This window comes from Rhodopseudomonas sp. G2_2311, from assembly GCF_047501505.1.
In the GTDB taxonomy this organism is placed as follows: Bacteria; Pseudomonadota; Alphaproteobacteria; order Rhizobiales; family Xanthobacteraceae; genus Rhodopseudomonas; species Rhodopseudomonas palustris_H.
On sequence record NZ_JAZDRK010000014.1, the window covers coordinates 15,770 to 30,028 of the forward strand.

Sequence of the window (14,259 nt, forward strand, 5' to 3'; positions counted from 1 at the left end):
CATCGAACGGCATCCGTTCGATTGCTGGCGTTTTCGGCCGGCATTATCATTCTCCAGACAGATGTGAACGGACCAAGATGGCCGAGCCAGACGATACCGACGCGAGCTTTCTGCTCGACCTCGGCCGCCATGTCCGCACCATGCGCGGGCGACGCGGCATGTCGCGCAAGGTGCTGGCCAAGGTCTCCGGCATCTCGGAGCGCTACATCGCCCAGCTCGAAAGCGGCAAAGGCAACGTGTCGATCATGCTGCTGCGCCGGATCTCCGAAGCGCTGGCGACGCCGCTCGAAGACCTGCTGCCCTCCAACGAGTCGTCGGCGGACTGGCCGGTGATCCGCGACCTGGTGCGGCGCGCAACCCCGGTGCAGATCGCGCATGCCAAGGACGTGTTGTCCGGCCTCGGCCGGTTCGGCGGACTGGAGCGGGAGGCGACCTTCCACGGCATCGCACTGATCGGCCTGCGCGGCGCCGGCAAGTCGACCCTTGGCAAGATGCTGGCCGACAGCATCGGCTGGAGCTTCGTCGAACTGAACCGCGAGATCGAACGCCAGAACGGGCTGTCGGTATCCGAAATCATCGCGCTGTACGGCCAAGAAGGCTTCCGCCGGATGGAGCAGGCCGCGCTGTCGCGGCTGCTCGCCCGCCAGGAGCCGATCGTGCTGGCGACCGGCGGCGGCATCGTTTCCGAGCCGATCACCTTCGATCAGATCCTGACCTCGTTCTATACGATCTGGCTGAAGGCCGAGCCGGAGGAGCACATGGCGCGGGTGCGCGGCCAGGGCGACCTGCGGCCGATGGCCGACGACCGCGCCGCGATGCAGGAGCTGCGCACCATCCTGCAGAGCCGCGAGCCGCTGTATGCCCGCGCCGCCGGCGTGCTCGACACCGCCGGGCTGTCGGTCGAAGCCGCCGCGCAGAAGCTGGTCGCGATGGTGTCGCCGGTGCTCAGTCGCGATGCCGGCGCGTTCGGCCTGCGCGAGGCTGCGCCGTAACCGCCCCTACGGCTTGGTGCGTTCGAACTGCCGCAGCAGCTTGTTGCCGCGATCAACCGCCGCATCCATCGCGTCCTTCGCAGATTTTTCGCCGCGCACCGCGTGCTCGATCTCGTCTTCGATCGCGGCCCGCACCAGCACGAACGAACCGAGCCGCAACCCGCGCGAATTCTCGGTCGGCGGCTTCAGCGTGATCTGCTCGATCGAGATCGCGGTGCCGGGATTGCGGTCGTAGAAGCCCTGCGCACGGGTCAGGTCGTAGGCCGCCTTGGTGATCGGCAAATAGCCGGTGTGCTGATGCCAGGCCGCCTGAACTTCCGGCTTCGACAGGTAAGCGAAGAACTTGGCGGCGCCCTTGTATTCGCCAGCCGTACGGCCCCGCAGGACCCATAGCGTGGCGCCGCCGATGATGGTGTTCTGCGGTGCTCCGGCGATGTCGGGCCAATACGGCAGCCGGCCATAGCCGACGTCGAACTTGGCGTTGGCCAGGATGTCGGCCCGCGTTGCGGACGAACCGATGAAGATGCCGCAATCGCCCTGCTGGAAGCGCGGTTCGGCCGCGGTGGCGCGGCCGCTATAGTCGAAGATCTTGGTCTTCTGCCAATCGGCAAGCTGCGCGATATGGCGAACCACCGCCGGATTGTTGAACACCAATTCGGCATCGAGCCCGCCAAGCCCGTTCGACCGCGTCGCCAACGGCAGGTCGTGATAGGCGGAGAAATTCTCGATGTGCACCCAGGACGGCCACGAGGTGGTGAAGCCGCAGGTCGCGCCGGCGTCGATCAGACGCTTCGCCATCGTCCCGACGTCCGGCCAGGTGGCCGGCGGCGCCTCGGGGTCGATCCCGGCGCGCCGAAACAGGGTCTTGTTGTAGTACAGGATCGGCGTCGACGCGTTGAACGGGAACGACAGCATGTTGCCGTCGAGATCGGTGTAGTACCCGGTCACAGCGGGCAGATAATCGGCCGGCGAGAACACTTCGCTCTCGTCCCGCATCAGCTCGTACACCGGATAGACCGCGCCCTTGGCCGCCATCATGGTGGCGGTGGCGATTTCGTTGACCTGCACGATCGCCGGCTGGCTGGAGGAGCGGAACGCGAAGATCGCCGCAGTCACCGTCTGGGTGTAGTTGCCCTTGTAGGTCGGGACCACGCGGTAATCGGATTGCGACGCATTGAAATCCGCCGCCAGCTTCTCGAGCTGCCGGCCGAGCTCGCCGGACATCGCGTGCCACCAGGCGATTTCCGTAGCGGCGCCGGCGGGGGCGATACCGGCGGTGGCGCAAACCAGCAAGGTGGCGGCGATTTGCGCGAGTCTTCCCAAAATTCCGGCCATCGCCTGATGCGCTCACTCCCGATAGCCATCGCCCAGGCTGATCTGCTAGCTTGGTGGGACTTCTCCGGTCCCTGCGACCGGCACCAACTGTATGGGATTGAACTTGCCGCTGTCCAGCCGAGCCGAGGTCCCTGACGGCAACACTGTGCGCGCCGCTGCTGCGCGCGCAACTGGCCGCGATATGGTCCGGCGTGAGGTCGACTGAGTTGGATCCGGTCGCCCCGCAGTCCGCTGATACCGAGCCACGGCCGGACCGGCGCAGCCGCACCGGCCTCGTCGGCTTGGTGCGCGCGGTGCCGATCCGCTGGCGAATCCTGTCGATCGCCGCGCTGAACTCGCTGGTCGTGCTGGTGCTGGTGAGCCTGATCTGGAGCGGCACGCGGGTGCTGCGCACCGCCTGGGACGATGTCCGCCAGGTGCGGGAGTCCGACAAGATCCTGGCGCTCTTGGAAAGCGAGACCGGGCGGCTGCAGAACCTGATCCATCGCTACATCAATCAGCCGAGCCCCGACCTGTTCGCCGAGATCCTGCTGCTGCGCGAAGCGGTGCTGGGCACGCTGACCAACCGCGCCTCCACCGATCCGATGCTGTCGGGCTCGGTCGAAGAGCTGGAGCGCGCCACCGAACGCTTCCTCGGCGGCTTCGGCGACCTGCGAGCACTGCAGACCACCATCAAGTCCACCTACGAGAACCAGGTGCAGGCGCCGGCCCGCGATATCGCGGCGCTGTTTGCGGTGATCGGCGGCGCCACCGGCCAGCGGGACGCGCTGATCCTGCCGCCGCTCGGCCGTGCCCGCGAGGCTTTCACCGCGATGCTGGTGGCGGCCAACTCCTACTACCTGTCGCTGTCGCAGCAGGCCGCCGAAGAGGCGCAGCAGAACACCGAGACCATCGAGCGGACGATTCCGGTGATGAGCAATCTCGCCGACAACGATCTGCAAAAGATGGCGCTGGAAAAGCTGAAGCTGCGCACCGCGGCGCTGCGCGACGGCCTGCAGGAATTGACCGATCAGCTGGCCAAGCGCAGCGATCTCTTGCGCAACTCGATCGACGCCAGCCAGGCCGCCACCATCGCGGCGATCGACGCGCTGTCGGTGAAGATGCGCCAGCGCGAACAGAAGGCGCAGGAGACGTTTGACCGCACCCTCACCGGCATTTCGCGCAAAGTTCTGTCGATCGCGCTGATTTTCCTCGGCGTCATCATGACCGCCGGCATCATCATCGCGCTCAGCATCCGCCTGCCGCTGCAGCAGATCCTGTCGGCGATGCACGCCATCACCTCGGGCAATTACGACCGCCGCGTTGCCGGCACCGAGGCCAAGGACGAGATCGGCGCGATGGCGCGCGCGGTCGAAGTGTTCCGCGAGAACGCGATCGACAAGCGCAAGGCGCAGGACGATCTTCGCGAGTCGAAAGAAAAAGCCGAGAGCGCGCTGCTCGAACTGAAAACCGCACAGCAGAATTTGATCGACGCCGAACGACTGGCGGCGCTCGGCAGTCTGGTGGCCGGTGTCGCCCACGAGGTCAACAACCCGATCGGCATCAGCCTGACGGTGGCGTCGAGCTTCACCCGACGGGCGACCACCTTCGAGGCCGAGCTGAAAGGCGATACGCCGCTGCGGCGCTCGCAGCTCGACGAATTCGTCCGCAGTACGCGCGACGCCGCCCAGCAGCTCGTCGGCAATCTGCAGCGCGCCGCCGAACTGATCCAGTCGTTCAAGCAGGTGGCGGTCGACCGGTCCCACGCCGAACGCCGGCAATTCAACCTGCACGAGGCGACCGATCAGATCGTCGCCAGTCTGAAGCCGGTGCTGAAGCGGGCGCCAATCCGGCTCGACATCGACGTGCCGGAAAGCCTGGTGATCGACGGCTACCCCGGCGCCTACGGGCAGATCCTGACCAACCTGTTTCTGAACGCCGCCAACCACGCCTTCACCGACGGACGCTCCGGAACGATCACCATCACGGCGCGGCCGCGCGGCAACGATGACATCGAGATCATCTTCGCCGACGACGGCGCCGGTATGACGCCGGACGTGCAGCGCCAGGCTTTCGACCCGTTCTTCACCACCCGCCGCAATGAGGGCGGCACCGGGCTCGGCCTGCACATCGTTTACAATCTGGTGACCCAGCAGCTCGGCGGCCGGATGATGCTGGAATCAAGACTAGGACAAGGCACGACTTTTCGCATTATCATGCCGAAAACCGCCACTGGCGGAGCGGCATCCGCTGCCCCGCCCATCGACGGAAACCTGCAATGGCCGACCAGGACGATATCCTCGAGCTGATCGAAGACGCCGATTCGACGCCGGAGGTATCGGGCGCACGGAAATGGAAGATCGCGGTGATCGACGACGACACCGCGGTTCACGACGGCACCCGCTTTGCGCTGAGCGACTACAGCCTCAACAACCAGGGGCTCGAGATCCTGTCGGCCTATTCGGGCGCCGAAGGCCGCGAACTGATGCGCGCCAACCCCGACATCGCCGCGGTGCTGCTCGACGTCATCATGGAGACCGATGCGGCCGGCCTCGATTTGGTGGAGTTCATCCGCAACGACCTCAAGAACGAGACCGTCCGGATCATCCTGCGCACCGGCCAGCCAGGCCAGGCGCCCGAGCGCCGCGTCATCGTCGACTACGACATCAACGACTACAAGGCCAAGACCGAGCTCACCGCCGACAAACTGTTCACCTCGCTGACTGCGGCGCTGCGCAGCTATCAGCAACTCGAGCGGATGGTGCAGACCCGGCGCGGCCTGGAAATCATCATCGACGCCGCCTCGACGCTGTACGACTTCAAATCGATGCAGCGGCTCGCCGAGGGGGTGCTGACCCAGCTCGCCTCGCTGCTCAATGTTGATTGCGCCGGTATTTTGGTGCTGCGCGACGCCGGCGACGAACTGGCGGTGCTGGCAGGCTCGGGCTGCTACAGTCGCTTCATCGGCCCCACCGGCCACAGCAATTCGCTCGACCCCGACCTGCGCCAGATGGTTGAAGAGGCGTTCCGGCGCCGCAAGCACGAATTCGCCGACCATCGCACCGTGCTTTATATCCGCACCGGCAGCGGCCGCGAAGTGGTGGTGCTGCTGCAGGCCGAGCGCGAACTGTCGGACACCGACCGTTCGCTGGTCGAGATTTTCGGCAGCCGGCTGTCGATCGCGTTCGACAACGTCATCCTGTATCGGCAGCTGCACGAGGCCAACACCCAGCTCGAAGAGCGGGTGGCCCAGCGCACCCGGGCGCTGACCCAGGCCAACCGCCGGCTGTCGACGCAGTGGCTGCGGCTGCAGCGCGCCAATGCGTTCAAGAACGAGATCCTCGGCACCGTCGCGCACGACCTGAAGAACCCGCTCGGCGTCATCCTCGGTCGCACCGAAATGCTGACCGAGCTGATCGGCGCCGAATCCTCCAAGGACCACGTCATCGCCCAGGTCGATCATATCCGCGACGCCACCCGGCGACTGACGCTGATGGTCGATCATTTGATCTCCGACGCGATGGCGGATGCGTTCGACATCTCGATCCGGCGCGAGGCTGTCGACATCGCGGCATTGGTCGGCGAGGTCGCCGAGGCCAACCGGCCGATGGCGCAGAACAAGCAGCAGGTGATTTCGGTGTCGACGCCGGAAGCCTGCGCGACAATGTGCGATTCCGACCGGATGCGCGAGGCGATCGACAATCTGGTCAGCAACGCCATCAAATACAGCCCGATCGGCGGCAACATCACCCTGCAGGTCGACGGGGATGGCGACAGCACCATGATCCGTGTCACCGACGAGGGCGCCGGGCTGTCGCCGGAAGATCTGAGCCGGCTGTTCGGGCGTTTCCAGCGGCTGTCCGCCAAGCCGACGGCGGGCGAAAGCTCGACCGGCCTCGGGCTGTCGATCGTCAAGAAGATCGTCGACATGCATGGCGGCGAGATCGTCGCCGAGAGCCCTGGCCCCGGTCAGGGCGCGACTTTCACCATTATTCTGCCCGCAGCGTCGGTGTCATGAGCCAGAACCCGCACATCATCGTCGTCGACGACGAAGCTCCGGCCCGCGAGATGGTCGGCGACTATCTCAAGATGCACGGCTTCGCCGTCACGCTGTGCGATGGCGGCAAGAGCCTGCGTGCCGAGATCGCCACCAAGCTGCCGGACTTGGTGGTGCTGGACCTCAACATGCCGGAAGAGGACGGGCTGTCGATCATCCGCGACCTCAAGGCCAAGTCCAACGTTCCAGTGATCATGCTGACCGCGACCGCAAGCCCGATCGACCGGGTGGTCGGCCTCGAACTCGGCGCCGATGATTACATCGCCAAGCCTTGCGAGCTGCGGGAATTGATGGCCCGGATCCGGTCGGTGCTGCGCCGCGCGGCGCCACCGAAGCCCGCCGCCGCGGAGCCTGCGAGCGCCGCCAAGGCCGACAGCGCCCAGCTGGTGCGGTTCGGCACCAAATGGCTCGATCTCGAAGCCCAGGCGTTGCGCGACGATGACGGCAACGAGCATCCGCTGACGGCGTCGGAATTCGGCCTGCTGAAGGTGTTCGCCGCCAATCCCAAACGGGTGCTGTCGCGCGAGCGGCTGCTGGAGCTGGCGAATGCGCGCGACGCCGAAGCGTTCGACCGCGCGGTCGATCTCCGCATCATGCGGATCCGCCGCAAGATCGAGCCGGACCCGACGAAGCCGGCCGTAATCAGGACAATTCGCGGCGGCGGCTATTTGTTCTCGCCCGCCAGCGACCGCGCCTGAGCCGCTGGCCGCCGGTATCGCTGGCTGCAGGGCCTGATTTCCCTCGCTTTTCCGTCCGAATGTTTCGTCGCGGCTCCGGCGACGAAACACTTCCATTTCGCCACGAAACCATTTTCCCCTCCGGCGCAGACCTCCTGAAACGGTAGCTGGCTAGTAGTTCTCCCAACACGCCGCGGGGGAGCGCGGCACGAAGGGAGCTCGTCATGCAGAACGTCATTGCGCTCAACGACGCCGGCCGCCTGGGCATCCTGGCCGCCAGAGCCACGAGCGATGAAATGCTGCTCGCCAGCATTGCGGGCGGAGACCGGACTGCGATGCATACTCTGTACGCCCGGCACAATGTGCGGGTGTATCGCTTCATCCTGCGGATGGTGCGCGACGCCGCGACCGCCGAAGACCTGGTCAGCCAAGTCTTCCTCGACGTGTGGCGGACCGCCCGGCAGTTCGAAGGCCGCGCTCAGGTGTCGACCTGGCTGCTGTCGATCGCCCGGTTCAAGTCGCTGACCGCGCTGCGCCAGCGCCAGCACGAAGACATCGACCAGGACGACGTGCTGGAGATCGCCGACGGCTCGGACTCGCCGGAGACCGCGCTCGACCGCAGCCGCACCAGCGACATCCTGCGCGCCTGCATCGCCAAACTGTCGCCGGCGCATCGCGAGATCATCAATCTCGTCTACTACCATGAGAAGTCGGTCGAGGAAGTTGGACGCATCGTCGGCATTCCGCAGAGCACGGTGAAGACCCGGATGTTCTACGCCCGCAAGCAGCTTGCCGAATTGCTGAAGCGCCACGGCGTCGAAAGCCTCGCGGCCTGACGTCGCACGCGAGGCTGTCCGCGCCGCTTGGTCGCACGCCGGCAGTTTGGAGAGGTTCTGGTTCGCCGCCCTCGTGCCACGATGTGCTGGTCACTATAGTCAACACAGCGATGCTCAATCGTCGAACGAAACAATTGAAACGATCGACGACATCGAACGGAAAGATCAGCCTGCTAGGGTGATCTTCATCGACGCAGCGGCCACCAAACATAGGTCGCGCGACAGCGAATTTTCAAAGCCTCCGACACCCCATCGTAGGCCTCCAAGGGACCCGGACGAGATGCCCCCTCGTCCGGGTTCTGCCTTGTTGAAGGTACGCCAATGCGTTGTGTTGCCGCAGCACGATCGATGCCACGCAAATCAGGAACAAACCGGACGATTTTCGATTGAGTGCAGCGCCGTCGCGGAATTGTTAACTGCTGCCGTCTAGGCATCGATGCACTGCGGCGATACATAGTCGCTCGATGATGTGCGCATCATCTTACGCTCACGTCTACGGATCGGTGGGATGTTCGAAAGTCTTGATCCGGTGGTGCTGGCGCGCCTCCAGTTCGCCTTCACGGTGTCGTTTCACATCATCTTCCCCGCCTTTTCGATCGGCCTTGCGAGCTATCTCGCGGTGCTCGAAGCGCTGTGGCTGTGGACCAAGCGTGAAGTCTTCATCAACCTGTTCAATTACTGGATGAAGATCTTCGCCATCGCGTTCGGCATGGGCGTGGTGTCGGGCATCGTGATGTCCTACCAGTTCGGCACCAACTGGGCGGTGTTCTCGGACAAGACCGGCCCGGTGCTCGGCCCGCTGATGGCCTATGAGGTGCTGACCGCCTTCTTCCTCGAGGCGGGATTCCTCGGCGTCATGCTGTTCGGCCTCAAGCTGGTGGGGCCGCGGCTGCACTTCCTCGCCACGCTGATGGTCGCGATCGGTACGCTGACCTCCGCGTTCTGGATTCTGTCGGCCAATTCCTGGATGCAGACCCCGACCGGCTACGGCATCAACGAGGCCGGGCAGTTCGTGGCGGTCGACTGGTTCAAGCTGATCTTCAATCCGTCATTCCCGTATCGTCTCGCCCACATGGTGCTGGCGGCTTATTTGACCACGGCGCTCGTGGTCGGCTCGGTCGGCGCCTATCATCTGCTGAGCAATACCCGGCAGCCCGGCGCGCGGATGATGTTTTCGATGGCGATGTGGATGATCGCCGTGGTGGCGCCGATCCAGATCTTCGCCGGCGACGCGCATGGCCTGAATACGCTGGAGCACCAACCCGCCAAGGTGATGGCGATGGAAGGCCACTACCAGAGCCATCCTGACGGTGCGCCGCTGATCCTGTTCGGCCTGCCCGATCAGGACGCCGCGGTGGTGCGCTACGCGCTGCAGATTCCGAAGCTGTCATCGTTGATCCTGAAGCACTCGCTCGACGCGCCGCTCGCCGGCCTCGACACCGTGCCGCGTGAGAATTGGCCGCCGGTGCCGATCACCTTCTGGTCGTTCCGCGTGATGGTCGCGCTCGGCTTCCTGATGCTCGGCCTCGGCGTGTTCAGCCTGTGGCTGCGCTGGCGCGGCCGGCTGTTCGAATCCCGCCCCCTGCACCGCTTCGCACTGGCGATGGGCCCGGCCGGCTTCGTCGCCGCGCTGGCCGGTTGGGTGACCACCGAGACCGGGCGGCAGCCGTTCACCGTGTTCGGCCTGCTGCGCACCGTCGACTCAGTATCGCCGCTGGCCGCCCCGGCGGTGGCGACGTCGCTGATCGCCTTCATCGTGGTGTATTTCGCCATCTTCATCGCAGGCGTGGTCTACATCCTGCGACTGATGGCGCATCCGCCACACCACGGCGAAGAAGGCCCGCGCGGCGATACGCCCGAACGCGCCGCCGGCATCACGCCGGCGCCGGCGATCGCCACCCGCAGATTCAGTTGAGCAGGATTCGGCTGTGACTATGGCTTACGATGTCGCGACGATCTGGGCTTTCATCATCGCCTTTGCGGTGTTCGTCTATGTGGTGATGGACGGCTTCGACCTCGGACTCGGCATTCTGTTTCCGCTGTTTCGCACCAAGCGCGACCGCGACGTCATCATGAACAGCGTCGCGCCGGTGTGGGACGGCAACGAAACGTGGCTGGTGCTCGGCGGCGGCGGGCTGTTTGCGGCGTTTCCGCTGGCTTACGCGGTACTGATGCCGGCGCTGTACACGCCGATCATCGCGATGCTGCTCGGCCTCGCGTTTCGCGGCGTCGCATTCGAATTCCGCTGGCGCACCCAGCGCGAGCGCAACCGCTGGGACATCGCATTCTTCCTCGGCTCGCTGGTGGCGACGCTGGCGCAAGGCATTGCGCTCGGTGCGCTGCTGCAGGGTATTCACGTCGAAGGCCGCGGCTATGCGGGCGGCTGGTGGGACTGGCTGACGCCGTTCAGCCTGCTCACCGGCGTCGCGCTGGTGATCGGCTATTCGCTGCTCGGCGCCACCTGGCTGGTGATGAAGACCACCGGCGACCTGCGCGAGAAGGCGTATCGGCTGAGCCGCTGGCTGCTGTTCGCGCTGCTCGCCGCGATCGTCGCCGTCAGCGCCGCCACGCCGTTCCTCAGCTACGACTATTCGCAGCGCTGGTTCGCCTGGCCGAACGTGCTGGCCACCGCCCAGGTGCCGCTCGCGGTCGCCATCGTCACCGCGCTGCTGCTGCGCGCGTTGGCACAGCGCCGCGACTATCAGCCGTTCCTGCTGACGTTGTGCCTGTTCGCGCTGTCCTATGCGGGCCTCGGCATCAGCCTGTGGCCCTATGTGGTGCCGCGCAGCATCACCATCTGGCAGGCTGCCGCGCCTGAGAACAGCCAGCTGTTCATGCTGGTCGGCGTCGCCATCCTGGTGCCGATCATCCTCACCTACACTGCGTGGGCCTATTGGGTGTTTCGCGGCAAGGTCGATCCGGAGAACGGCTATCATTGAGCGCGCCGATTGAACCGAAAACGCCGCTGCCACGACGACTGCTGTGGTTCGTGGCGCTGTGGCTCGCCGGTGTCGGCGCGGTGACGCTGGTCTCGCTGCTGCTGCGGTTGTGGATCGGTAAGGGCTGACGTGATACATAGCCCCGCCAGTGGTTTGCGATGGGGGTATCATGAGATTTCCGCGCTTGTTGAGCCGGGTGGTGGCCGCGGCAGCCCTGGTTACGCTCGCTGCGATGCCGAGCTACGCGCAGCAGCAGGATCCCGGTGACGAGCCCGGCCTGATCGCCGATGACGGCTACGTGCTGCCGCCGGAGTGGCAGAAGCAGATGGTGTATTTCCGCACCACCGAAGCGCCCGGCACCATCATCGTCCAGACCTCCGAACGCTATCTGTATCTGGTTCAGGGCAACAACCGCGCGCTACGCTACGGCATCGGCGTCGGCCGCGAAGGCTTCACCTGGCAAGGCCTGTTGAAGATCTCGCGCAAGGCCGAATGGCCGGACTGGGTGCCGCCGCCGGAGATGATCCAGCGCCAACCTTATCTGCCGCGCTTCATGGCCGGCGGCCCGGGCAATCCGCTCGGCGCGCGGGCGATGTATCTCGGCTCGACGGTGTATCGCATCCACGGCACCAACCGCCCCGACACCATCGGCACCGCGATTTCGTCCGGCTGCTTCCGGCTGGTCAATGCCGACGTGATGGACCTGTACGACCGCGTGCCGGTCGGCACCAAGGTGGTGGTCCGGCAAAAGCCCGAGCTGTAACGGCGCGGCGGCCTTCCCTTCTCATTGCGAAAGACTCAGCATGTTCAAACGGACGTTTCAGACCGGGCTCGCGATCGGGCTCGTGGTCGCGGCGGGCATCGCGGCGGCGGCGATCACCTATGAGCGCTACGACACCAAGACGCTGAAGCGCACCATCCGCCGCGACGCCGTGCTGTGCGGCGTCAACAAGGGCCTGCCCGGCTTCTCGACGCCCGACGACAAGGGCAACTGGACCGGCTTCGACGTCGATTTCTGCCGCGCGGTGGCGGCGGCGATCTTCGATGACCCGAACAAGGTCCAGTTCGTGGCGCTCGACGCCAACGAGCGTTTCAAGGAACTACAGAGCCGCAAGGTCGACATCCTGTCGCGCAACTCGACCTGGAGCATGTCGCGCGAAACCAACTACGACCTGTATTTTCCGGCGGTCGCCTATTACGACGGCCAGGGCTTCATGGTGCCGGCCTCGCGCAAGATCGACAGCGCGGTCGAACTCGACGGCAGCAAGGTCTGCGTCCAGAACGGCACCACCACCCAGCTCAACCTCGCCGATTACTTCCGTGCCAACAACATGAAGTTTCAGGAGGTCAAGTCGGAGAAGTTCGACGACGTCGTGAAGGCCTACAAGGACGGCCGGTGCGACACCTTCACGGCCGACGTGTCGCAGCTCTACGCGCTACGCAAGACCTTCGAAAAGTCCGGCGACCACGTCATCCTGCCCGACGTCATCTCCAAGGAGCCGCTCGCACCGGTGGTGCGCCAGCGCGACGACGATTGGATGATGATCGTGAAGTGGACGCTGTACGCCATGATCAACGCCGAAGAGCTCGGCGTCACCTCGCAGAACATCGGCGAAGCTTTGAAGTCGAAGAAGCCGGACGTGATGCGCCTGGTCGGCACCGAAGGCGCGTTCGGCGAGGATCTCGGCCTGTCGAAGGACTGGGCAGCCCGCGTCATCCGCCACGTCGGCAACTACGGCGAAGTCTACGACCGCAACGTCGGCAAGCTCGGCATCCCGCGCGGCATGAACCAGCTCTGGAGCAACGGCGGCATCCAATACGCGCCGCCGATCAGGTAGGGCCATCTAACGCCACGGCAACGCGCTCATTCGCGGCGGCGCTCTTTGCAGCGGCGCTTCTTGCAGCGGCATTTCATATCGAACCGCCGCCCCACCCTCTCACGTCATCGCCCGCGCAGGCGGCCGACCCAGTATTGCAGAGCGCCGGCGATCAGCAACGAAGTCTCTGGAATACTGGACCCCCGCATACGCGGGGATGACGACTGTGGGCGGGGTTGAAGGTCCTTGGCGTTGAACGCCAACCGCTGATAGCACCCTCTCGTCCGTCATTCCGGGGCGCGCGCAGCGCGAGCCCGGAATCCATATCCCCTGTGCAGCGATCGGACGCAGCATCGCCGGTGCTTAACCGAGAACTCAGGGGCTATGGATTCCGGGCCTGCGCCGCTGCGCGGCGCATCCCGGAATGACGAGTGGAGAGGGCGTGAGACGAAAAGAAGCGAGGGCGGCCGTCGCTTCGCGCCTCAGTACTTCTTCCACTCCGCCAGCGCCTCGGCGTGGTAGGCGCTGTCGCCGAGCAATTCCTGCAGCACGCGGGCGCGTTTCATGAACAGGCCGATGTCGAACTGGTCGGTCATGCCCATGCCGCCGTGCATCTGCACGCCTTCCTGCACCGCCAGCGTCGCCACCGTGCCGGCCTTGGCCTTGGCGACCGCCACTGCCACCCGCGCCTGCGCGGCGTCGGCAGCGACCGCCTGCAGCGCCTTGAGCACCGCGGCGCGGAGGATTTCGATCTCGGTGTAGAGATGCGCGGCGCGGTGCTGCAGCGCCTGGAATTCGCCGATCAGCTTGCCGAACTGCTTGCGCTCTTTCAGATAGCTTACCGTCCGCCCGAACGCCTCGTCGGCAACGCCGAGCATTTCGGCTGCGACGGCAGCACGGCCGACGTTCAGCACCGTCTCGAGCAGCGCGCCGCCGCGATCGACCTCGCCGAGGACCTGATCGGCGTTCACCTCGACGTCGTCGAAGCTGATCCGCGCCGCGTTGTGCGCGTCGACCATCACGGTGCGCTCGATCGCGACGCCCTTGGCCTTCGGGTCGACCAGGAACAGCGTCAGGCCGTCGGCATCGCCCGGTGCGCCGGAACTCCGCGCGGCCACGATCAACAGATCGGCAACGTGACCGTCGACCACAAGCGCCTTGTCGCCCTTCAGCCGAAAGCCGTTGCCGGCACGGGCTGCCTGCAGCGCGATCTTCGCGGGACGGTGCTTGGCGCCCTCGTCGACCGCCAGCGCGGCGATCAGCGAGCCGTCGGCGATCTTCGGCAAGTAAGCCTTCTTCTGCGCCTCCGAGCCACCGCGAGCCAGCGCGGACGCCGCCAGGATCGCGGTCGACAGCAGCGGCGACGGCGTCAGATTGCGGCCGATCTCCTCCATCACCACGCCGGCCTCGACGCAGCCGAGCCCCGAGCCGCCGAACTCCTCCGGCACCAGCAGGCCGGCAAAGCCCATCTCGGCGAAGCTCTTCCACAAGTCGCGGGAAAAGCCGGTGGCGTCACGCTCGTCGCGCAGCTTGCGCAAATGCGCCACCGGCGCCTTGTCGCCGATCAGCCCGCGCGCCGAGTCGCGCAGCATGGTTTGTTCTTCGGTAAGGACGAGAGCCATGGTGA

The 14,259-nt window shown here is 65.5% G+C and carries 12 protein-coding genes; 10 read left to right on the plus strand and 2 right to left on the minus strand.

Features of this window, described 5'->3' with window-relative positions; translation table 11 throughout:
* Positions 1 to 20: 20 nt before the first annotated feature.
* Entirely contained in the window at positions 21 to 992 is a 972-nt protein-coding gene (locus VRZ08_RS17410) for a helix-turn-helix transcriptional regulator (RefSeq protein WP_414533381.1), read from the plus strand.
* Positions 993 to 998: 6 nt separating this feature from the next.
* On the opposite strand, the gene ugpB is transcribed toward VRZ08_RS17410, so the two are convergent.
* Positions 999 to 2,327, minus strand: a complete 1,329-nt coding sequence (gene ugpB, locus VRZ08_RS17415; RefSeq protein WP_414533320.1) for a sn-glycerol-3-phosphate ABC transporter substrate-binding protein UgpB — start codon at positions 2,325 to 2,327, stop codon at positions 999 to 1,001.
* Between the two features lie 206 nt (positions 2,328 to 2,533).
* Between ugpB and VRZ08_RS17420 the strand changes: the two genes are divergently transcribed.
* The 9 genes from VRZ08_RS17420 to VRZ08_RS17460 all read left to right on the plus strand — a co-directional run bounded on the left by VRZ08_RS17420 (position 2,534) and on the right by VRZ08_RS17460 (position 12,653).
* On the plus strand, positions 2,534 to 4,615 hold the full coding sequence (locus VRZ08_RS17420; RefSeq protein WP_414533321.1) for an ATP-binding protein: 2,082 nt from the start codon (positions 2,534 to 2,536) through the stop codon (positions 4,613 to 4,615).
* Positions 4,585 to 6,324: a DUF3369 domain-containing protein gene (locus VRZ08_RS17425; protein ID WP_414533322.1), complete on the plus strand. Its 1,740-nt coding sequence runs from the start codon at positions 4,585 to 4,587 to the stop codon at positions 6,322 to 6,324. The genes VRZ08_RS17420 and VRZ08_RS17425 overlap by 31 nt, the downstream gene beginning before the upstream one ends.
* A complete protein-coding gene (locus VRZ08_RS17430) occupies positions 6,321 to 7,061 on the plus strand; it encodes a response regulator (protein WP_107346320.1) in 741 nt (246 codons plus the stop codon). The genes VRZ08_RS17425 and VRZ08_RS17430 overlap by 4 nt, the downstream gene beginning before the upstream one ends.
* 203 nt (positions 7,062 to 7,264) lie before the next feature.
* Positions 7,265 to 7,876 carry a sigma-70 family RNA polymerase sigma factor gene (locus tag VRZ08_RS17435; RefSeq protein WP_107357303.1) on the plus strand — a complete coding sequence of 204 codons (612 nt, stop codon included), beginning with the start codon at positions 7,265 to 7,267 and terminating at the stop codon, positions 7,874 to 7,876.
* 508 nt (positions 7,877 to 8,384) lie between these two features.
* Entirely contained in the window at positions 8,385 to 9,791 is a 1,407-nt protein-coding gene (locus tag VRZ08_RS17440) for a cytochrome ubiquinol oxidase subunit I (protein ID WP_414533323.1), read from the plus strand.
* 19 nt (positions 9,792 to 9,810) lie between these two features.
* On the plus strand, positions 9,811 to 10,815 hold the full coding sequence (cydB, locus tag VRZ08_RS17445; RefSeq protein WP_414533382.1) for a cytochrome d ubiquinol oxidase subunit II: 1,005 nt from the start codon (positions 9,811 to 9,813) through the stop codon (positions 10,813 to 10,815).
* Positions 10,812 to 10,943: a DUF2474 domain-containing protein gene (locus VRZ08_RS17450; RefSeq protein ID WP_107346324.1), complete on the plus strand. Its 132-nt coding sequence runs from the start codon at positions 10,812 to 10,814 to the stop codon at positions 10,941 to 10,943. Before cydB ends, VRZ08_RS17450 begins: the two co-directional genes overlap by 4 nt.
* Positions 10,944 to 10,984: 41 nt before the next feature.
* Positions 10,985 to 11,578 (plus strand): L,D-transpeptidase, encoded by a 594-nt coding sequence (locus VRZ08_RS17455; protein WP_107357306.1) that lies wholly within the window; start codon positions 10,985 to 10,987, stop codon positions 11,576 to 11,578.
* A 40-nt stretch (positions 11,579 to 11,618) separates the two neighbouring features.
* Positions 11,619 to 12,653 (plus strand): amino acid ABC transporter substrate-binding protein, encoded by a 1,035-nt coding sequence (locus VRZ08_RS17460; RefSeq protein ID WP_414533324.1) that lies wholly within the window; start codon positions 11,619 to 11,621, stop codon positions 12,651 to 12,653.
* A 461-nt stretch (positions 12,654 to 13,114) separates the two neighbouring features.
* Here the strand turns inward: VRZ08_RS17460 and VRZ08_RS17465 are convergent, their stop codons facing one another.
* Positions 13,115 to 14,254, minus strand: a complete 1,140-nt coding sequence (locus VRZ08_RS17465; protein WP_414533325.1) for an acyl-CoA dehydrogenase family protein — start codon at positions 14,252 to 14,254, stop codon at positions 13,115 to 13,117.
* Positions 14,255 to 14,259 lie beyond the last annotated feature (5 nt).